A 20267-nucleotide genomic window follows, 5' to 3' on the forward strand; every position below is an offset into this window, starting at 1 on the left:
TCGGCGACAGTCGACGTCGCCAGATGCTTAGGACACGTCGGATCGAGAAGTATGCGTACGTCGACCTGGTAGGCCTGGCCGTCGAGGGCGATCTCGGCATGGTGCAGCGCTGGCCGGGTGCCGCCAGGCAGCCAGCAGCACCAGCAGCGACGCCTGTGCCAGCACGCCGGGAGCCAGCGGCGGGGCCGGTCCCACGACCTTGGCGACCGCGTACCACCAGCGGGTCGACGTGGGCAGGGAGTCCCAGCCCGAGCCGTGGAGCGCGTCCAGCCAACCCGCGTCGAAGTTGGCCTCGACATGCTCCCAGACGCCGATCGCCGCGAGGAACAGCACGATCGCCGCGAGCACCCGACTCGTGCGGACCGAAGCGGGTCGGGGGCGGACGGCCAGAAGCAGCAGCGCGGCGGCCAGCAGCGCCAGCGCCGCCCACGGCAGCAACTGCACCGGGGTGTCCCAGTGCCGCTCGGCGGCCAGCTCCACGGCGGTGCCGCCGGCGGCGACCGCCGCCAGGCACAGCACGCCGATCCGCAACCCGGCGGCGGTGCCGAGGCCGCGCAGCCGCTCCTGTACGGTCACGGCTTCAACGCGCTGAGGATCTTGTTCATTGTGTCGTCGCCGGGCTTGTACTTGGCGAGCTTCTGCCGCAGCCGGTCCAGCTTCACGTCCGCCGCGTCGTACGGCCGGTACTCCACGACCTCCTCGGCCCACCGGCCCGGGTTGGCGACCCCGACGGCCCCCAGCGCGGCGGCGATGTCCTTCTCGGTCGCCGTGTTCGCCGAGATCCGCACCGCGGGCGATGCCGCCGGTGCGGCCGCCGGAGTCGCTGCGGCGGTGGCCGAGCCGCTCACGGCCTGCTTCGACGCACCGGCGACGTCCGTGGTGGCACCGCAGGCGCTCGCCAGCAGGGCGGTCGCTAGCGCGACCAGCATGAGCACTTTCGATGTTGCGCGCATGACGGTTCCTTGCAGATAGACGGGACCTACCTGCACCAACGGTGCTCGCCGCGGTTCAGTGGCGGCCTGGCGGCCGCCCACGCCCCGCATCCGGGTGCGACGGGACTAGGCGCGGTTCAGCGCCGCCTGTCCCACCCCGGTCGCCTTCCTGCCCGAAGCCTCGGTCTTGCCGCCGTTCGCAGCCGTAGGGGACGCGCATGGCGCCGATGGCTGAACCTCGCGGCGCGGCGGCCGACCGCATGCGCGGTGTTTCGCCAGCGCGCGGCAGGGGCGCCGGCAGGTTCGGCGTAGAACAGCCGTTTGCCGCCTTCAACCAGCGCGAGGTATGCCACCACCATCACGCCGACAGCGAGCAGGAACGTGGCGGGCAGCGGTCGGAAACCGAGGACGGCCGCCCAGGGCGAGTACGGGATGAGCACCCCCGCGAGGACCACGGCACCCGCCGCGAACACGAGCAGCGTGCTGGGTCGGCTGCGGAAGAACGGCGTGCGCCGGGTCCGGATGGCGAAGATGACGAGGGTCTGGGTGGCCAGGGACTCGACGAACCAGCCGCTGCGGAACAGCGCCGGCCCGGCGTGCAGGACGCCGATCATGGCGGCGAACGTGAGGAAGTCGAACACGGAGCTGATGGGGCCGAAGAACAGCATGAACCGGCGGATGAGGTGCAGGTCCCAGTGGCTGGGGGAGCGCAGCTGCTCCGGGTCGACCCGGTCGGACGGGATGGCCAGCTGACCGGTGTCGTACAGCAGGTTGTTCAGCAGGATCTGCGACGGCAGCATCGGCAGGAAGGGCAGGAACGCCGACGCGGCGGCGGCGCTGAACATGTTGCCGAAGTTGCTGGAGGTGCCCATCAGCACGTACTTGACGGTGTTGGTGAAGATGCGCCGCCCTTCGACGACACCGTCGGCAAGTACGTGCAGGTCCTTGTCCAGCAGGATCACATCGGCGGCGTCCTTGACGACGTCGGTGGCGGTGTCGACGGAGATGCCGACGTCCGCGGCGTGCAGGCCGAGGGCGTCGTTGACCCCGTCGCCGAGGAACGCGACCGCTCGCCCGTGTTCGCGCAGCGCCCTTACGATCCTTGCCTTGTGCTCAGGGGTCACCCTGGCGAACGCCGTCGCCTGGTCGGCGGCGTCGACGAGCGCGGCGTCGTCGAGCCGGTCGACGTCGGCGCCGGTCAGCACCAGCGGTCCGGTCATGCCGATCTGGGCGCAGACTTGGGCGGTGACCAGCGCGTTGTCGCCCGTGGCGATTTTGACGGCGATGCCGAGATCGGTCAGGCGGGCGACCGCCTCGTTCGCGTCGGGCTTGACGGGGTCGGCGAAGACAAGAAACCCTGCCAGGTGCAACCGGGCTTCGTCGGCAGGCGACACCGCCGTGACGTCGAGGGCGGGGCGGCTGGCCACCGCGATCACGCGGGCACCGGCGGCGAAGCGGTCGCCTAGCACCTGCTCCGCGCGGTCGGGCACGTCTTCGCACCGGGCCAGTACCGATTCGGGTGCGCCCTTGACGACCAGCAGCCGTACGCCGTCCGGGTCGTCGGCCAGGACGCTGGCCATCCGCCGCTCGTGATCGAACGGAACACCCGCCAGCACCTTCCAGCCCACTGGCTCGGGCAGGCCAGCCTGCCACAGCGCGACGTCCAGCGGGTTGCCACCACCCCGCGCAGAAGGATCGGCGCAGACCAGACCCAGCGTCGCGACAGCGGGGCGGGGATCGCCGTACGGGTCCAGCGCCTCGGCGTAGGCGACCGCGGCCCGGGTGAGAGTCCCGGTCTTGTCGGTCACCAGCACGTCGACGTCGCCCAGATCCTCGATGCAGACCAGCCGTTTGACCAGCACCTTGATCCGTGCCAGGCGCCGGGAACCGGACGCCAGACTCGTCGTGACGATCGCCGGCAGCAGCTGCGGCGTGATACCCACGGCGATCGCCAGCGAGAACAGCAGCGCCTGCAGCAACGGCCGGGCCAGCAGCAGGTTGATGACGAAGATCGCGACGGTCAGCACGGCCGCCACGCCCAGCAACAGCTCGGAGAACCTGCGCAGCCCGGCCTGAAAACGTGTCTCCGGGTGGCGGGTGCCCAGCTGCAGCGCCACCAGGCCGAACCGGGTCCGGCCTCCGGTGGCGACGACGACGGCGGTGCCGATACCGGCATGCACCACAGTGCCCATCAGCGCGCAGCAGGACAGCTCCGCCAACGCGGCGCCCGCCTCGACCGGGCCGGTCTGCTTGGGCACGGGCCTGCCCTCACCGGTCAGCACGGACTCGTCACACGTCAGACTTTGGACGGCGAGCAGCCGAACGTCGGCGGGCACGATCTCACCGGCCGACAACCGCACCACATCACCCGGGGTCAGGTCGGTGACGTCGAGGCTCAAGGGCCGATCGCCGCGCAGGCAGACCGCGGTGTGCCGGATCCGCTCGTGCAGCATCGCCGCGGCGCGTTCGGCCCGGAACTCGTTGGCGAAACCAAGGCCGACGCTGCCCAGCAGGATGATGCCGATGATGACGGCGTCAGGATGCCGGCCCACGGCGAACGACACGGCAGCGGCGGCCGCGAGCAGCACCAGCAGGGGACTGCGCAGTTGGCGCAGCAGCACCGCCGACGGCGACACGGCGTGGGTGCGTACCGCGTTCGGCCCGTGTGAGCGCAGACGCCGCGCCGCGCTTTCATCCGACAGTCCCGAGGGCCCGGATCCGAGCGCGGCCAGGACCTCCTCGGCGGGCATCGCCGACGCCTGTCCGACGTCGAGCGTGTCGACGGTCGTCGGACCACGACCGGTCACGGGCGCGATCGATGCCATACCACCATGTCACTCTCAGCACGGCGGCCGCGCACAGGGTCTTCCGGCCCATGCTGTCGTGCCGCAGCGCCTGCCGGCCCGGTCCGCGTCTGCGGCAGGACTTTCGACCCGGGTACGGCGGTCGGCTCGGCCCTGGGCCGTCGGCCCCCCCGCAGCGCACGCTGAACCCATGACCGCGACGACCATCCCGGACCGCGACGTATCGCCGCACGGCCTCAGCACGGACGAAGTCGTCCGCCGGCTCGCCGCCGACGGCCCGAACACGGTCGAGCAGCCCCGACGCAGACACCTCTGGGGCAGGGTCGGCCGGCAACTGGCCGACCCGCTGGTCACACTGCTGCTGGCCGCCGGAGCGGTCACTGCGATCCTCGGCGACTGGCCGGACACCGCGATCATCGCCGTGGTGGTGTTCCTCAACACCGCCATCGGTGTCGTACAGCAGGTGCGCGCCGACCGCGCCATCGCGGCCCTGGACGAACTGGCCGCACCGGCCGCCCGCGTGGTACGCGACGGCACCGACCGGGTCGTGGCCGCGGCCGGGCTGGTGCGCGGGGACCTGGTCCGGATCGAGGCAGGCGATGTCGTGCCGGCGGACCTGCGGTTGTCGGACGCGTTCGGCTGCCAGGTCGACGAGTCCGCGCTCACCGGCGAGTCGGTGCCGGTGACCCGGACGGTGGGAGAGCACCTCAGCGCGGGGACCGTGATGGTCAGCGGCCGTGCGGTCGGGCAGGTCATCCGGACCGGGCCGGACAGCGCCATGGGCCGCATCGCCACGCTGGTCGCCCACACCACCGGCGGACCGACGCCGCTGCAGCGGCGCCTGACCCGGCTCGGCCGGGTCCTCGGGGCCACGATCGTCGTGCTCTGCCTGGTCGTGTTCGCCGCCGGGATCGCCGCCGGACGGCCGCTGCTGCTGATGGCGCTGACGTCGGTCAGCCTCGTGGTGGCGGCCGTGCCCGAGTCCCTGCCCGCGGTAGTGACCCTCGCCCTGGCTCTGGGCGCCCGCCGGATGGCGCGGCACCGGGCCATCCCGCGCAACCTCCACGCCGTGGAGACCCTGGGCTCCGTCACCGTCCTGGCCGCCGACAAGACCGGCACCATGACCGAAGGCCGGATGAGCGCCCGGCGCGCGTACGCCGACGGCACCGACTACACGGTCACCGGCGTCGGGTACGCCCCGGCCGGAACCGTCACGCCGCCGCCCGCCCCGGGACTGCTGGCCCTGGCCCGGGCCGGGGTGCTGTGCTCCGACGCGGCTCTGCTGCCACCCACCGCGGAGGACTCGGGCTGGTCGGCGGTCGGCGATCCCCTCGAAGCCGCCCTCGTGGCGCTCGCCGGGCGGTGCGGCCTGAACCCGGACGCGGTACGGGACTGCGCGCCGCGCCTGGCCGAGCACCCGTTCGACCAGGCCACCCGGCAGATGACCACCGTGCACGCCGAACCCGGCGGCGGTTTCCTCACCATCTGCAAGGGCGCACCGGAGACCGTGCTGTCCTCACCGGTCCTGGCCGAGGACGACCCCGGTGCCCCTGCGGCCCGTGCCGCCGCCGCGGACCTGGCCGCCGCAGGTATGCGGGTGATCGCCGTGGCCGCCGCGACGTCGGCGGCGCCCGGCAGCCCGATCGCACCGCGCGGCCTGCGGGTGGTGGGCGTCGTCGGCATCGAAGACCCCCTGCGCGCCGCGGCGGCGGCCACCGCCGCCGGGTTCGCCGCTGCCGGCATCCGGCTCATCCTGATCACCGGTGACCACCCGGCGACCGCCGCCCACATCAGCGCGCAGCTGGGCATCTGGCACCCCGGCGAACCCGTCGGCACCGGCGGGCAGCCTCAGCAGGCCCACCGGGTGCAGGTGTTCGCCCGCACCCACCCTGAGCAGAAGCTCGACATCATCGCCGAACTCCAGCAGCACGGTGAGGTCGTCGCGATGACCGGTGACGGGGTCAACGACGCCCCCGCGCTGCGCCGCGCCGACATCGGCGTCGCGATGGGCGGCGGCACGGAGGTGGCCCGCCAGGCCGCGGACCTCGTCCTCGTCGACGACAACCTCGCCACCGTCACCCACGCCGTCGGCGAAGGCCGCCGCGTGTACGACAACATCCGCCGCTTCCTTCGCTACGGACTCGCTGGCGGCACCGCCGAACTGGCCGTGATGCTCCTCGGACCGCTACTGGGCCTCGGCGTGCCGCTGCTGCCCGGCCAGATCCTCTGGATCAACCTGCTCACCCACGGCCTGCCCGGCGTGGCACTCGGCGCCGAACCCGCCGAACCCGGCGTCCTGCACCGCCCGCCCCGGCCACCGGGCGAGCAGGTCCTCGGTGACGGCCTGCTCCGGGCGATTCTCGCCCTGGGCGCCGCGCTGACGGCAGTATCCCTGACTGCGGGGGTGTACGGGTCGCGTCAGGGCTGGCCCTGGCAGAGCATGCTGTTCATGACCCTCGGCCTGGCGCAACTCGGCGTGGCCCTGGCGGTCCGGGCCAACCGCACCGCAGCCACCAGATGGGCCAATCCGGGCCTGCTCGGCGCTGTGGCGCTGTCGGCGCTGGCGCAGTTGGCCGCCGTCAGCATCCCTGCCCTGCGGACACTGCTGGACACCGCTGCCCTGACCGGATCACAGCTTGGCTGCTGTGTCCTGCTGGCGGCGTTGCCCGGCCTGCTGCTGTGGTGTGCGCGCCGCGTTCGCCGGCCCGAAAGCTGATCAGAGCCTGCGGTCGGCGGGTCGAGCAGCAGGCGGCAGGGTGCTTACCGTGCGTCAGGCGCCGACTGCAGCGGCTCGGTGCGCAGGATCGTCGACAGCGCCCCGGCATTCATGCCGCCCTGCAGCGGCCCCGCCGTCATGACCATCTGTATGGCGCCCTGGCGGCCCAGCAGCAGCCGTAGGTGTTCGCGTCCGGCAGGCACCTGCGCGATCTGCGGGTGCAGCGTCACGACCACGCCCGCTCGCGCGAAGGCGCGCAGTAGCACCTGCACCACCTCAGCGGCTCTTTCGTGCTCGGGAAGGTGTCGTCGTGGGTACCGATGACCACCGCCAGGTACCGGCCGGCATCATCATGCCCGCCCCAGCGGAAGATGTCGGCCCGGCTGTGCTGCTCGGCACGCCAGAACTCCGGGCGGCGCCTATCGGTCGGCCGGGTGCCCAGCCGTTGCACGGATGGCCGTGTCCGCGACGGCGGCTGATACGGCCGACCCGTGTTCACCGCGTGGCCGACCGCAGCCAGGAGATTGCCGACTGCTTCCATGGACGCCCGGCCCCGAACGGCCTCGGCCCAGACGCCCTCCCGGCACATGCCGTCGAGTACGCGTTGCAGTTCCACGTCTCTACCGTCGCGTACGGCAACCGGTCCTGGTCAGGGTCCTGCCGTCCCGAACACAGGACCTAAGTCACACCGCCTCCTTCGAACTGCCCGTTCCCGGCGCGTTCAGGCAGGCGAACGCGGACTCCCCCGCAGCGACGCGGTACCGCAAGTGTCGACACTGCGCGACCGAGCCTGATGGGTCAGTGAGCGAGCAGGGCTACTAGATCCACGCCGGTGATGATGCCTGTCGCGACACCGTGCCCTTCGACGACCGCGACGGCGTCGACCCCGGTCTTGCCCATGAGCCGTGCCGCGTCCATGACGGTGGCGTCGCTGTCGACGACAGCCGGGTGCGGGTCCAGGATCGTCTCGACGGTGTGACTGCTCAGCGATGTGGGGTTGGCGGCCCATGCGGCGACGATCGCACGATCGGCGATGACACCGACACAGCGGTCATAGTCGTCTATGACGACCAGATGTCGTACCCGGTGGCGGGCCATCCCGGCCAGCGCGTTACCGAGCAGGCTGGAGATGCGGGCACAGTACACCGGCCGACTCATGATCTGCTGCACCGGTGTCCGCGCGAGCTGCGGCCGCGTGTCCGCGGAGGTCTTCATGGTGGTGGTCCTCTCCGCGTGGGCGCCGCCGGTGGACGACTGACCGTGGCACCGGCGGTCGGGGTCTACTTGGCGTTGACCGTGATCTGTCGGGCCGGCGGTTCGGTGGCCTTCAGCGGCACCGTGACCTCAAGCACGCCCTTGTCGTAGTCGGCGCGGATGGCGGACAGGTCAGCGTTGCCGGGCAGCCGTACGCTACGGCTGAGCATGCCGTAGCGGAACTCCGTGCGCGTCTTGCCCTTCTCCTGCTCCCGCCGCTCGGCGTGGATGCTCAGCACGCCGCCGTCGACGCTGACCTGGATGTCCTTCTCCGGGTCTAGGCCCGGCAGCTCAGCCCTGATCTGGTAATGCTCGTCGGTGAGCGAGTCCTCGACCCGGATCACGTGTCCGGCGAACATGGGCCGCTCGGGCTCGAACAGGTCGGACAGGTCCCCGAACAGGCGGGGAATGAGCGTGGTCATGACCTCCTCCTTTCGTGTCCTGCTGCCTCCATTGCATGTCCACCGGACGCCCAGCGGCAGGGCCGGTAGGTGTGCTCAAGGTGGGACTTCGGTCCTGAACTGCGAAAACGGCGGACCAGCGGGCCGCTGGGATGGTTGCTCAGTGTGCCAGGGACGCAGGCGACTTGTCGGTGATAGCTGTGCAGGTCACGGCGATGGTCCCTGCCGTCCGGGTATTTCGGCCCTCACCCGGCCGAGTGGGCCGCCGCAGCCTGGAAGGAGAAGTGACGGAGAGGACCCAACGACAAGGATGTGAGGGACATGGACGGGATGCGGCAGATCGTCGTCGGTGTCGACGGCTCCCAGGGTGGTCGGCGCGCGCTGGACTGGGCCCTGCGGCAGGCTGCGGCCACCGGAGCGGCGGTACAGGTCGTGTTGGCCTGGAGCTGGGACGACCCGGACGGGCCGGTGGCCGGACGAGGCGTCTACCGCGACCTCGCCCAGCAGGCGCTCGACCGCGAACTGGAGACGGCACCGGGCCGGCGCGGTGTCACCGTGGCCGCCGAGGTCGTCGAAGGCCGAGCCGCCGACGTGCTCACCCAGGCCGCTCAGACAGCCGAACTGCTGGTCGTGGGAAGCCACGGTCACAGCCGGGTCCACCACACGGTCATGGGATCGGTCGCCGAGGAGTGCGTGTCGAAGTCGCCGTGCCCGGTGGTGGTCATCCCGGTGCCGACCACGGCGCATCGGGCCGCCGAGCCGGTCCCGGTGGCGGCTGGGCCGGGTGTCGGATGAAGGCGCTCTACTGCGTCCCGGTGACCGGCGACGACCGGCGGTGGTTGCGCCGCTCGGTCACTCAGGTCATGACCCGGCCGGTGGTGTCGGTGGCGGTCGAGACGAGCCTGCGTCAGGCGACCGCCGTGATGCTCGGGGCCGGGATCCGGCACCTGGTGGTCACCGGCGACTCCGGGCGGTGCGAAGGAGTCCTGGCCGCCCGCGCGATCACCGGCGCTTGGGCCACCGAACCGGATCTCGGGCTGGTCGCCGCAGGTGCGGTCGTAGAACGTGCCGCCGTCGTGACCGACGAGGCGACCGTCGGCGATGCCGCCCGCGTGATGCGCGGCCACGGCGGTGACGCCGTGGCGGTCGTCGACGGCTCCGGAGTGGCGGTCGGAATGTTCACCAGCAGCGATCTCATCGCGCTACTAGCCGGCTGACCGCCATCGACAGGCGCTGACGCATACCGATGGAGTGAGACGTCAGCGCCCGCCGTGGCGCTTCATCCCCTGTCGAACGGGCACTGATCTGGAAACGATCAGTGCCCGTTCCCCTCTTACGGCAGGTTTCGCATCGACTGCGCCTGGTGCGTAGTAGAGGACCATCGGCATGCCCAGGCAGGTCCCCGTTCCCTGTCGGCGCCCGCGTCCGGACGCGCACGGTGAAATCATGCAGACCACACAGAACACCGAGGAAAAGGCCCTGCAGCGCGCCGTTCGGGCAGCTCTCGCCGCGCCGTCGATCTTCAATACCCAGCCCTGGCGGTGGCGGATCGACGGCCCACGCGCCCGTCTGTACGCCGACCGCAGCCGGCAACTGCTCGTCGCCGACCCTGACGGCCGTCTGATGACCGTCAGCTGCGGCGCCGCCCTGCACCACGGCCGTGTCGCGCTCGCCGACGCCGGCGAAGCGTGTGACATCGCCCGGATGCCCGATCCGACCGAGCCCGACCTGCTCGCCACCATCCGGGTCACCGGGCCGCACGAGCCGACGCTCGCCGAAATGCAGGCCGCAGCGGCGATCAACCGCCGCCGCACCGACCGGCGTCCGTTCACCGCCCAGCCGGTCGGCGACGCCATCTGCCGCACGCTCATAGTCGCCGCGGAATCAGAACATGCGCACGCGCTCGTCGTCGACGACAGCCACATCGCCGTCCTCGGGCTGATCGCGGTCGAAGCGGGCGCCCTTCAACTGTCCGACGCCTACTATCGTGCCGAACTCGCCGACTGGACCCACCGGCCGCCGTGGAGCGGCGACGGTGTCGACACCGCGGGGGCCGTGCCCGCCGCGCCACGCCGGGTTCCGGTACGCGACTACGCACCATTCGGCGGACCCGTGATGCACCCGGGATGGGAGAACGACCGCGGCGCCCGGTACCTGCTCGTGTACACCGACGGCGACACACCGGTCCACTGGCTGCGGGCCGGGGAGGCACTGTCGGCGCTGCTGCTGACCGCTGTGGCGACCGGGCTGTCCACGGCGCCGATCAGCGACGTCACAGAACTGCCCACCACCCGCGACCAGTTGCGCACCCTGCTGCCGGGCATCGGGCATCCGCAGATCGCCGTTCGGGTCGGCTACGGCCCGCCTGGCGAACCGCCCCCGTCGACGACCCGGCGACTGGCCGAAGAGGTCATCAACCCACGCTGATGCGACGAGGAGGCTGCCATGACGTCGCGCGCACCGGTGACCGTCGGATGAGCGTCCGCGATCTCATGACCCGTGACGCGGCCACCGTCGGCCTGGACACTCCGTACGCCGAGATCGCGGGGCTGCTCGCCCGGCAGCGGGTCAACGCGGTCGCCGTGCACGATGACCTGCGCCGGCTGGCCGGCATCGTCACCGAGGGGGACCTGCTGCGCCGGGTCGAGTTCTCTGACGAGCCGGTCGGAACCCGGCCCCTGCTGGAGAGACCCTCCCGCAGAGCCGCCCGCCACAAGGCTGAGGCGGCCGTGGCGTCGCAGCTCATGACCGCCCCGGCGCTGACGGTGCCCCCTGAGACCAGCGCCGCCGACGCCGCCCGGCTGATGGCCGAGCAGCGCGTGAAGCAGCTTCCCGTCGTCGATCGGCAGGGTCGCATGATCGGCATGCTGACCCGGCGCGACCTGTTGCAGGTCTTCCGCCGGAGAGATTCGGACATCAGAGCTGATATCGCCGAGACCGTGCTGCACGTGCTGCGCCTGGAACCCCACGCCATCGCCGTGGCCGTGGACCACGGAGTCGTCACCCTCACCGGAGCGGTACACCAGGCCAGCAAGAGCCGGATCGCGGCCCGGTTGACCGGGACGGTGCCAGGCGTCACCCAGGTCATCGACCAGCTCACCTTCGACATCGACGACGACCCTGCCGCACCGCAGCCCGCGGCATCGGCGGCGCCCCCGAACCACCCGGGCCCGCAGTTCGTCGTCGGAGTCGACGGGTCCGACGACGCCAGGCAGGCACTGCGGTGGTCGGTGGCCGCTGCCGCGACCCGGGGTGGCAGCGTGCTGGCCATCGCGGTCCGCGATCCGCGTGATGGAAACCCCGACCAGTGCCGCGAGATGGAGACCATGCTGTCCGGCGAGATTCGCGATCTGCCGGATCGGCACCGGGTCGACGTGGTGATCCGAACGGCGGTCCTGCAGGGCAGGCCCGCGCACGTCCTCATGGCTCAAGCCGCCGACGCCACGATGCTCGTCCTGGGCCGCTACGGTGCGGCGGGAGCGCGGCGGCGACTGGGCTCGGTCAGTGCCGAGTGCATCAGGGGCGCGAGCGTGCCGGTACTCGTGGTTCCCCACCGCACGGCTCACTCGCGGTAGCGTCCGCGTCCCCGGCGGAAGGTCGAGCAGTCGCGGAACGCAGGACCGGCCATCCCCGGATCCGTGCCCGTCAGATCCGTTGTTTCGTAGCGGACGCTGTGGTCACGGGAGCATCGTGGACATATGGACCCTGACGTCGAGGGTGGAGTCAGTCGAGATCCTCGCCCCGTCGTCGCGGGGGTGGACGGATCGGCCCACAGCGCACAGGCCGCGCAGTATGCGGCACTGCTCGCCCAGGAGCGCAACACCACACTCGAACTGTGCTGCGGATACCAGAGCCCGCTCTACGGCTTCGGCCCATGGCTCGGCGCCGACCGCCTGGCCGGCGGGCAGGAGGCTTCCCGCTACGGCGCCGAGCAGGCGCTGGCCGCCGTCGCGGCGCAGATCAGTGCCGCTCACCCGGCGCTGGAGATCCAGACCCGCCTGCTGGCAGGGGCGGGTGCGTCCGTGCTGATCGAGCAGTCACGCCGTGCACAGATCGTCGCCGTCGGCAGCCGGGGTGCCGGCGGATTCGAGGGGCTGCTGCTGGGATCGGTCGCCGCCCAGGTGGCCGCGCATGCCCACACGACCGTCATCGTCGTCCGTCTACGCGAACCCGATGGGGGAGCGGGCACGGCATCGCTGCTGCCCGGACCGGTCCTGGTCGGGTACGACGGATCCGCCACCGCGCTGGCAGCCCTTGCATTCGCCGCCCAGGAGGCCGCACTGCGCCGGACCAAGCTGATCATGCTGAACGTCCACTCGCCGGCAACCTGGGGCTACGGTGAAGAGCCGGACATGAATTCGGAAGAGCTGTCGCGGCGGGAGTCCGAGCAGATGCTCGCCAAGGCGGTCACGCCGTGGGCTGACATCCTCGACATCGAACTGCGTGCGGTCTTGAGCCTGAACGCTGAACGGGTGCTGCTCGACGCCTCCGCGGATGTGGCTTTGACGGTCGTCGGCAGCCGCGGCCACGGCGGATTCGCCGGCATGCTACTGGGCTCCGCCAGCCACGCGCTGGTCGTGCATGGCAAAGGCACGGTCGCTGTCGTCCACCAGCGGTGACGGCGTCAGGGAGCTGGCGCCGCGACGTTCGTCGCCCGTCGCGGCGGCGCAGACCGGCGAGCTGTGGAGATCCTCATCGTCGCCGTCATGATCCTCGGACCCGAGTGCGGCGCGATCGCCGGCGTGGCCCTCGGCCTGGACCGGCGGGCCGGACGGCGTATCCGCGAGGGGTTGCTCGCACCGGCGGCAGGCTTCGCGCTGGCCGTGCTCGCCGCGTCAGCCTCGCCGGAGCGGACAGGACTCATACGCGCGGCGGAGACCGCCGCGCCCGCGGTATCCGCTCCTTCCACGGCTGCGCCGTATACGGCGCCCGGCGACCACCGGTCGCGGGCGCCGCGGTCGTGCTCCGGTCTGCTCAACGGCCGACGACCGTCGGGCCCTTGTCCTCGGCGAGCACGGTGTAGCCGGTGCCGCGCGGCTGCGGGGCGGCGTGACCGCCGACCACGGCGGCCGTGAGGACCAGGGCCTGGGCCGCGGCGACGATGCCGGACACCAGGATCAGCTTGCGCTTCATGACGGCTCCCCGCTGGACTGCGTATCGGATGGCCCCACGTTCGCGCCGACCGTTCCCGAACCGGTCCCGTCGCATTCCCGCTGCTGCCGGCATCGCCGGGAACGAGTCGTCCGCGCAGCTCAGAACCGCTGGCAGCCGCCGGTGCGGCGATCAGGCGCCGACGGGGCGGCAGGAGACGATGTGCGGGCGGGCGTCGATCATGGCCACGACCGTCACCGCCGGGCCCGCCTCATGTCCCAGCTGGTCGAGCCGCCCCCGGACCGCCGACCGCAGCACCGCGAGCTCCGCCTCGGTGAGTGCGGCGGGGTGGGCCGCGCCGTCGGGCGTCGCGACCCCGATCGCGACCACCCGGTGCATGCCGTCGGTGGTGGCGGTGTCGACGCGGTAGCTGGTCACGGCCGTTCTCCCTGTTCAGGTGCGAAGCGCGTACGGCGACCGGCGGCACAGGGTCGTCACCTGCCAGCCTGCCCATGGCGGCCGTCACCGGCCAGGCAATCGACCGGCAGGCGACCGGCAATTCAGGCCGCGGCGGGCCGACGGCGGCGGTCGCGCGGGATGTCCAGCGCCTCGAAGACGGCCTCCGCGTCGGCCCCGAAGGCGGCGGCCGCGTCCCGGTCGCCCAGGGCGTGCGCGGCGGCAGCCATCCCCGCTAGCGCGTACGCCTCCTCGACGCGGAACCTGACCGCGACGGCGGTCTCGTACGCGCGGGTGTGCAGGTGCAGCGCCGCCCCGGCGTCGCCGCGCGCGAGCAGCAGCCGCCCGAGCAGGTTCTCCACCTTGGCCCGGCGCAGCGGCGAGGCGGTCCGCTCGGCGGCCTCGGCGGCCTGCCCCGCGTACTCCGCCGCGGCCCCCAGGTCGCCCCGGCGGTGGGCGAGTTCGGCGGACAGCGCAAGCGTCAGCGCCACCTGACCGGCCTCCCGGCTGTCGTCGCAGGACAGCCGCGCCTCGGCCAGGCACTGCTCGGCCCCGTCGACCTCGCCCAGGCCCAGCCGCGCCGCGGCCAGGTCGGTCAACGCGACCAGCGCCGACTCGTGCCTGCTCAGGCCGCGGATCAGCGCCACCGCCTGAGCCGCCGCCTCGACGGCCTCCGGGTAGCGGCCCCACTGCTCGAAGAGCGCACTGAGCACGGTCAGGCTCTCCGCGGCGGCCCTGGGCGTGCGCAACTCGTGCTCAAGCGCGATCGCGGCCCGCAGATGCGCCAGGGCCGCGTCGAACTCGCCCAGCAGCCCCTTGTACAGCCCGAGGGTTCCCTCGCAGTGCGCCTGGGTGCGCTGGTCGCCGGCCCGTACCGCCAGCTCCAGCCCTTCGGCGGCGACGGTGACGCCTTCGTCGAAGCGCCCCAGCTTCCAGCAGGCCACCCCGAGATTCGACAGGCTCATGCCCAGGATCCCGGCGTCGCCCAGCCGCCGGGCGGCGGCGACGCCGATCCGGGCCAGCTCCGCGAACTCGTCCAGGTAACCGCAGGCGTTCAGGTAGAACGCGACGTCGCGGCTGAGGAACACCGCATGCTGGAAGAGCTCCTCCCGCACCGCCAGGTCGACCACCGAGACGAGGGTGATGTGCTCGCGGCCGAACCACGTCTGGGCTCGGTCGGCGTCACCGAACGCGGGCGCGGGTCCGGCGGGCGGCTCGACGCCGGTCGGGCGGTGGTTGCGGCCCGGGAACAGCACCGCGCACGCCGCTCCGCTGGCGCTCAGGTAGTGCGTGACCAGGCGCCGCACCGCGTCGGCGCGGCTGCCGTCGGGCAGCTGCCGCAGGTTGCCCCGGGCGAAGCTGCCGACCAGGTCGTGGTAGGCGTAGCGGGCGAACTCCGGCTGGTGCACCAGGTGCGCGTCGAGCAGCCGCTCCAGCTCGTCCTCGGCGTCGTCGGCGGCCAGGCCCAGCATCGCCGCCGCGGACCCGGCGTCGATGTCGCGGCCCGGATGGATCGACAGCAGCAGGAAAGCGGTACGCCCCGGCTCCGGCAGCGCCTGGTACGACAGCCACAGCGCGCTCGCCACGCCCCGCTCGCCCGAACTCAGCTCCCGCAGCTTGCGGTCCTCGTCGCGCAGCCGCTCCACCAGGTACTGCACCGTCCACAGCCGCCGGTTGCGCAGCCGGGCCGCCGCGATGCGCAGCGCCAGCGGCAGGTGCCCGCACAGCATGGCCAGCTCGGCTGCGGCGACGGGCTCCGCCTCCACCCGCTCGGCGCCCAGCAGCTCGGTGAGCAGCGCCCGGCTCTCCTCCGGCGCCAGCACGTCGATGGAGATGCACTCGGCGCTGTCCAGCTCCGTCAGCCTCGCCCGGCTCGTGACCAGCACCAGGCAGCCCGCCGAGGTCGGCAGCAGCCTGCTCACCACCGCGGTCTCGGCGGCGTTGTCGAGCAGCAGCAGCATCCGCCTGCCCGCCAGCGACGACTGCCAGAGCAGATGCCGGCCGACGACGTCGTCGGGGATCGCCTCCCGGGGCAGGCCCAGTGCCCGCAGCAGCCCCTCCAGCGCGGCGCCGATGTTGACCGGCCGCTCCCCGGGCGTGAACCCGCCCAGGTCGATGTAGAGCTGCCCGTCGGCGTACTCGGCGGCCAGCAGGTACGCGGCCCGTACCGCCAGGGAGGTCTTGCCCGCGCCGGGCATGCCGTCGATCGCGATGACCCGGGTGCGGGACCGGTCGGCGCGGGCACTGCGCAGCAGGTGCGCCAACTCCGCCCGGCGCCCGACGAACTCGGTGACGTCGAACGGCAGCGTCTGCGGCACGGCGGTCGGCTGCCGACCGGCCGGTGCCGGACCGCCGCCCGGCTCGGGGCCGACCTGGCCGAGGTCGGGTGACGGTTCGACCGGGGCCGGTGCCCGCTCGGGCACGGCGACATCCAGGTTCAGCTCCGGGTCTTCGCGCAGGATGCGCTCGTAGAGCTTGACCAGGTGCGGGCCCGGGTCGACGCCCAGCTCCTCGGCCAGCAGCTCGCGCAGCCTGCCGTACTCCTCCAGCGCCTCGGCCCGGTACAGCGCCAGCATAAGCTGGCCGCGCAGCGCCTCCTGCAGCGGATGCCGGGTGATGTGGGCGCGCAGCTCGCCGACGAGGTCGCCCAGTTCACCACCGGCCAGGCGCAGCGCGAAGTACCGCTCGAGCGCGGCCAGGCGGCGCTCCTGCAGCGCCAGGGCCGCGGTCTGCACCAGCAGCCCGCCGACGTCGGACAGCACCGGGCCGCGCCACAGCGCGTCGGCCTCACGGAAGCGGACCAGGGCTTCGCGGACACCGCCCCGCTCGGCGAGCAGCCGAGCCTCGCGGACCAGGGCGTCGAACTCGGTGACGTCCAGCGGGACCGCGGCGGCGACGGTGTACCCGGGACCCTCGGTGGCCAGGACGGTCCGGCCGTCGGGGAGGCGGCCGCGCAGGTCGGCGACGGCCTTGCGGACCTGGTGCGGTGCGGTGGCGGGCGGCTCCTCGTCCCAGGCCGCCTCGACCAGCCGGGACACGGTGAGCAGCTTGCCGGGCTCCAGCAGCAGCGCGGCCAGGACCCGCTTCTGGATCAACCCGCCGAGCTCCAGCCTGGTGCCGTCGGCCCAGGCTTCCAGCGGCCCCAGGATGTTGAACCGCAGACCGGTCATGCCGACTCACCGCCCGCTGCCACCGATCGGCCCGCCCGCCGCGAGCCGACGCCTTGCGCACCGCCTGAAGCCACTGCGCATCATAAGGGTTGATGCCTATGGATGGGGGAACGGTCCGGGTCGGTATTGCGGCGGGAATCGAACGGGAACGGGTCTTCCCACACTCGCCTCCAGCGGCCACCGGGCCGCCGGCCGTCATCGCACATGGGGGTACGAGACCTTGTCCCACAACCTGTTGCTGCGCCTGCGCCTACAGCGCGGAATGACGCAGGAGGAGCTGTCCGAGCAGTCCGGCATCAGCGTACGCACGATCAGGAACTTCGAACGCGGCTCGATCCAGCACCCCCGCCGCAGCTCGGTCGACATGCTGCTGTCCATCCTGGACCCCGACCTGAAGCAGCGGCTGTGGTCGTCGTCGGTGCCCGCGTCCTGCCGCCCGGCCGACATCATGGCCGAACGGCTGCGGCTGGCGGACCCGGCCGCCGGACCGTGGCGCGGCGGCCGGGCGCCGGGCACCTCGCTGATCGGCCGCGAGGACGAGGTCGACCGGCTCGCCGACCTGGTCACCGCCCATCAGGTGCTGGTGCTGACCGGACCGGGCGGGGTGGGCAAGTCCCGGGTCGCCCGCGCCGTCGCCGAGCGGGCGGGCCGGTGGTTCGCGGCCGGGATCGCCGTCGTCGAGCTGGGCCGCATCCCCGCCGACCGGGGCACCGACCCCGACCACGTGTTCGAGGCCGCGCAGGCGGCGGTGACGGCGGTGGCCGGTGACAGCGCCCGGTCGTCCGGCGACCGGCTGCTGCTCATCCTGGACAACGCCGAGCACCTGGTATGGACGTTGTCGCTGCTCGTACCGCAGCTGCTCGGCGAACGCCCCGGCCTGCACGTCGTGATCACCTCGCGCCGCCCGCCCGTGCTGCCCGGCGCCGCGATCTGGGAGCTGGCGCCGCCGGCCGAGCCGGCCGCGGTGGAGCTGCTGCTGGACCGGGCCCGGACCGGCTGCCCGACCCTCGACCTGGCGGCCGAACGCCCCGGCCTGATCGAGCTGGTCCGTCGGCTGGACTGCCTGCCCAGGCTGGTGGAGCTGGCGGCCTACCGGCTGCGGCTGGTGCCGCTGGCGGCGCTGCTGGCCGACAACCGGTGGCTGCACTCGCTGGGCTGGGCCGACGGCACCGCGCTGCCGCATCAGCGCAGCCTTGCCGCGAGTCTGGACTGGAGCCTGGACCTGCTCGACGACCGGCACCGCAGGCTGCTGCTGCGGCTGGCGGACCGGCACCGGCCGGGTGACCCGTTCAGCTCGGGCGACCTCGCGCACGAGGAGGACGAGTTCGGGCAGGCGCCCGAACTGCTGGCCGAACTCGCCGAATCCTCGCTGCTGCTGGTGGACCGGGGCCGCCGCTACGAGTTCCGGCTGCTGCGCCACGTGCAGGCGATGCTGGCCGAGGCGCCGGGCCGGTGGGCCGGCACCAGGCCCCCTGCGGTCAGCGCGGTGTGACGACGTGGCCGGGGTGCTGCGGGTCTCCTCAGCGCCCGTCAGCGCGCCGGCACCGGCGCGAACCGCCGCCAAAACGCCGGTCTGCCGCCTGTCTGCGAATGCCGGCCGGTGTGAGAGTTGTTCCGACGGGCGGCCCGATCCCGGACACCGGCAGATCGCGGTATGACCGGGTCTCTCGGAGAGCCTCGGGCGGAGCCGACCCGGCGACGACACCTGCGGATCATCCAGCGGCAGGTGCGGGAAGTCATACCGGACCGGGCGACCGAGGGTCCTCGACGGGGCGATCGACAGGGCTGGGACTGGTGCCTCGGTCTCACCGACGAGGCGGAGCGGCTGGGAGTTCATCAGCGAGAGGGGGGCATGTGAAGCGCGGAGGTAGGACGTTCATCGCGGCTGTGGCGGCGATGCTGTCGACCGCGGTGGGAATCGTCGCCACACCGGGCGCGGCGCACGCAGAGGCGACCTGCACGTACTATCCGCACAAGTGCGGGAAGGTGATCAACAATTCCGGCTGGATCATCCAGATTCGCTGGTACATCGACAACGTGGGATGGCACCAGGAGTCGCTGAACCCCGGGCATTTCCAGGGCGGATACGACGGCGACCCGAACACCAACGACATCGACGTCGATCAGATACAGGTGCCGCCGGGCTGCGTGGCGAACGTCAGCATCAGCAACAGCAGTCTGCGGGTTCTCCCGATGGGCTGGGACAAGCTGTCAAGCGATCAGGCTGTCACGGTGAACGGGTTCAGCTGTCGTGACGGGCGCGTCTACGCCTGGAACGAGCCCTGGAACGACACCGACGACCCGCCCACCAAGTCGTGCTCATGGGTCAACGACGACCTCGACTGGGGCAACGACTGCAGCGAGTACGGCTTCCGGAACCTGGCCGGATCGGTCCAGAACAACAGTTCGCAGGGCAACAGCATCAACTTCTACTACCACGGCGGACTCACCGGAGCCTGGGGCTGCCTGGGCCCGGACAGCGTGTGGCGCGACCTCAGGGCGAACCGCTTCAACCTCGGTCTCGGCCTCGACGGCTACAACAAGGCCATGTACCACGAGATCGCGTCGTCCAAGTGGGTCCGCGCCTGCGGGTGAGCTGATCGACGGAGCCGGGCGGAAGCCTGGCTCCGTCATGCTCGTCGGCATCTCCGTCGGCGGCGCGGCCCTCCACGGGTCGCTCGTTCACAGTGCCCCGAGCGGTCCACGGCCTGGGCTTGCCGTCGCCCGGTAGGTTTCGTGCCGTGCGTCTCGCTCGCTGGTGTCGACTCCTCGTCCCTGTCCTCCTCGCCGCTCTCGGCTGCTGGCTCCTGCGCCTGCGGCCAGAGCAAGACGACATGCTGGCGGGCGTGGTCCGGGGATCGGTACTGCTCACGGGTGTCGTCCTGGTGATGGTGGCCTCCTGGCGCCCCGGTGGCACCCGACGCGGCTTCGCTGTCGTCGACGGGATGTTCGAGACGCGTGGCCACTCCATCCGGAGGCAGCAGGCCGGGGCGACGCTGGTCGCCTCCTCGCTGGCGTTGGACGTCAGCAGGAACCCCGTCCTCAACGCGATCCAGCTGGTGCTGCTTCTGCTGGCCGCGACCGTCCTCGGTGTCCTGCTGTGGCGCGACTCGGCACTGCGGCTGCGGCCCGAGGGCATCCTGGTGCGTCGCGCGGTCGGACGCCCGGTGCGTATCGCGTGGGCGGAGTTGTCCGCGGGTCATCCGCGGCGGCCGGGCCTGAACGACCTCATGCTGCCGGTCACGCGCCGTGAGTCGCCGACGCTGGGCCAGCCGAGGTACCTCTCCCTGGGCTGGCAGACGCACCCGTGGTTCCTCGCGGACGCGATCCGCTGGTACGCCGACCATCCGGAGGACCGCGCCGGCATCGGCACCCAGGCCGAGCACGACCGCCTCGTCGCCGCCCTGCCTGAGTGCTGACCGCTCCCGCCCGGCCTGAACCAT

The 20267-nt window shown here is 72.3% G+C and carries 18 protein-coding genes; 9 read left to right on the forward strand and 9 right to left on the reverse strand.

Annotated elements, in window-relative coordinates; genetic code table 11:
- Positions 1-27: 27 nt before the first annotated feature.
- The 3 genes from QEZ54_RS27785 to mgtA form a co-directional block, all read right to left on the reverse strand.
- Positions 28-576, reverse strand: a complete 549-nt coding sequence (locus tag QEZ54_RS27785) for a hypothetical protein (RefSeq protein WP_281307683.1) — start codon at positions 574-576, stop codon at positions 28-30.
- Positions 573-953 carry a hypothetical protein gene (locus QEZ54_RS27790; RefSeq protein WP_281307684.1) on the reverse strand — a complete coding sequence of 127 codons (381 nt, stop codon included), beginning with the start codon at positions 951-953 and terminating at the stop codon, positions 573-575. The genes QEZ54_RS27785 and QEZ54_RS27790 overlap by 4 nt, the downstream gene beginning before the upstream one ends.
- 116 nt (positions 954-1069) lie before the next feature.
- Complete coding sequence (gene mgtA / locus QEZ54_RS27795; protein ID WP_281307685.1) at positions 1070-3757, reverse strand: magnesium-translocating P-type ATPase; 2688 nt, start codon at positions 3755-3757, stop codon at positions 1070-1072.
- Positions 3758-3926: 169 nt separating this feature from the next.
- On the opposite strand from mgtA, the gene QEZ54_RS27800 reads away from it, so the two are divergent.
- On the forward strand, positions 3927-6452 hold the full coding sequence (locus QEZ54_RS27800) for a cation-translocating P-type ATPase (protein WP_281307686.1): 2526 nt from the start codon (positions 3927-3929) through the stop codon (positions 6450-6452).
- Between the two features lie 44 nt (positions 6453-6496).
- Here the strand turns inward: QEZ54_RS27800 and QEZ54_RS27805 are convergent, their stop codons facing one another.
- From QEZ54_RS27805 to QEZ54_RS27815, 3 genes are all read right to left on the reverse strand, one after another.
- Positions 6497-6727 (reverse strand): hypothetical protein, encoded by a 231-nt coding sequence (locus tag QEZ54_RS27805; RefSeq protein ID WP_281307687.1) that lies wholly within the window; start codon positions 6725-6727, stop codon positions 6497-6499.
- Between the two features lie 523 nt (positions 6728-7250).
- Positions 7251-7667 carry a CBS domain-containing protein gene (locus QEZ54_RS27810; protein ID WP_281307688.1) on the reverse strand — a complete coding sequence of 139 codons (417 nt, stop codon included), beginning with the start codon at positions 7665-7667 and terminating at the stop codon, positions 7251-7253.
- A 65-nt stretch (positions 7668-7732) separates the two neighbouring features.
- The gene (locus QEZ54_RS27815) at positions 7733-8128 is read right to left on the reverse strand and encodes an Hsp20/alpha crystallin family protein (protein WP_281307689.1); all 396 of its coding nucleotides are present in this window, start codon (positions 8126-8128) and stop codon (positions 7733-7735) included.
- A gap of 300 nt (positions 8129-8428) precedes the next feature.
- Between QEZ54_RS27815 and QEZ54_RS27820 the strand changes: the two genes are divergently transcribed.
- The 5 genes from QEZ54_RS27820 to QEZ54_RS27840 all read left to right on the forward strand — a co-directional run bounded on the left by QEZ54_RS27820 (position 8429) and on the right by QEZ54_RS27840 (position 12726).
- Positions 8429-8902, forward strand: a complete 474-nt coding sequence (locus tag QEZ54_RS27820; RefSeq protein WP_281307690.1) for a universal stress protein — start codon at positions 8429-8431, stop codon at positions 8900-8902.
- Positions 8899-9324: a CBS domain-containing protein gene (locus QEZ54_RS27825; RefSeq protein ID WP_281307691.1), complete on the forward strand. Its 426-nt coding sequence runs from the start codon at positions 8899-8901 to the stop codon at positions 9322-9324. Before QEZ54_RS27820 ends, QEZ54_RS27825 begins: the two co-directional genes overlap by 4 nt.
- A 229-nt stretch (positions 9325-9553) precedes the next feature.
- Complete coding sequence (locus tag QEZ54_RS27830) at positions 9554-10534, forward strand: nitroreductase family protein (protein ID WP_281307692.1); 981 nt, start codon at positions 9554-9556, stop codon at positions 10532-10534.
- Positions 10535-10581: 47 nt separating this feature from the next.
- The gene (locus tag QEZ54_RS27835; RefSeq protein ID WP_281307693.1) at positions 10582-11682 is read left to right on the forward strand and encodes a CBS domain-containing protein; all 1101 of its coding nucleotides are present in this window, start codon (positions 10582-10584) and stop codon (positions 11680-11682) included.
- A gap of 123 nt (positions 11683-11805) precedes the next feature.
- Positions 11806-12726 carry a universal stress protein gene (locus tag QEZ54_RS27840; RefSeq protein WP_281307694.1) on the forward strand — a complete coding sequence of 307 codons (921 nt, stop codon included), beginning with the start codon at positions 11806-11808 and terminating at the stop codon, positions 12724-12726.
- Between the two features lie 355 nt (positions 12727-13081).
- Here QEZ54_RS27840 and QEZ54_RS27845 read toward each other — a convergent pair whose 3' ends face one another.
- The 3 genes from QEZ54_RS27845 to QEZ54_RS27855 all read right to left on the reverse strand — a co-directional run bounded on the left by QEZ54_RS27845 (position 13082) and on the right by QEZ54_RS27855 (position 16824).
- Complete coding sequence (locus QEZ54_RS27845; protein ID WP_281307695.1) at positions 13082-13240, reverse strand: hypothetical protein; 159 nt, start codon at positions 13238-13240, stop codon at positions 13082-13084.
- A 150-nt stretch (positions 13241-13390) separates the two neighbouring features.
- Positions 13391-13636: a hypothetical protein gene (locus tag QEZ54_RS27850; protein ID WP_281307696.1), complete on the reverse strand. Its 246-nt coding sequence runs from the start codon at positions 13634-13636 to the stop codon at positions 13391-13393.
- Positions 13637-13758: 122 nt separating this feature from the next.
- Complete coding sequence (locus QEZ54_RS27855; protein WP_281307697.1) at positions 13759-16824, reverse strand: AfsR/SARP family transcriptional regulator; 3066 nt, start codon at positions 16822-16824, stop codon at positions 13759-13761.
- Between the two features lie 220 nt (positions 16825-17044).
- Here QEZ54_RS27855 and QEZ54_RS27860 point away from each other — a divergent pair, with 220 nt between their 5' ends.
- The 3 genes from QEZ54_RS27860 (at position 17045) to QEZ54_RS27870 (ending at position 20243) form a co-directional block, all read left to right on the forward strand.
- The gene (locus QEZ54_RS27860; RefSeq protein WP_281307698.1) at positions 17045-18316 is read left to right on the forward strand and encodes a helix-turn-helix domain-containing protein; all 1272 of its coding nucleotides are present in this window, start codon (positions 17045-17047) and stop codon (positions 18314-18316) included.
- A 395-nt stretch (positions 18317-18711) separates the two neighbouring features.
- Complete coding sequence (locus QEZ54_RS27865; RefSeq protein ID WP_281307699.1) at positions 18712-19419, forward strand: hypothetical protein; 708 nt, start codon at positions 18712-18714, stop codon at positions 19417-19419.
- Positions 19420-19670: 251 nt separating this feature from the next.
- The gene (locus QEZ54_RS27870) at positions 19671-20243 is read left to right on the forward strand and encodes a hypothetical protein (RefSeq protein ID WP_281307700.1); all 573 of its coding nucleotides are present in this window, start codon (positions 19671-19673) and stop codon (positions 20241-20243) included.
- Positions 20244-20267: the final 24 nt, after the last annotated feature.

Source organism: Catellatospora sp. KI3 (assembly GCF_029948125.1).
Taxonomy (GTDB): domain Bacteria; phylum Actinomycetota; class Actinomycetes; order Mycobacteriales; family Micromonosporaceae; genus Catellatospora.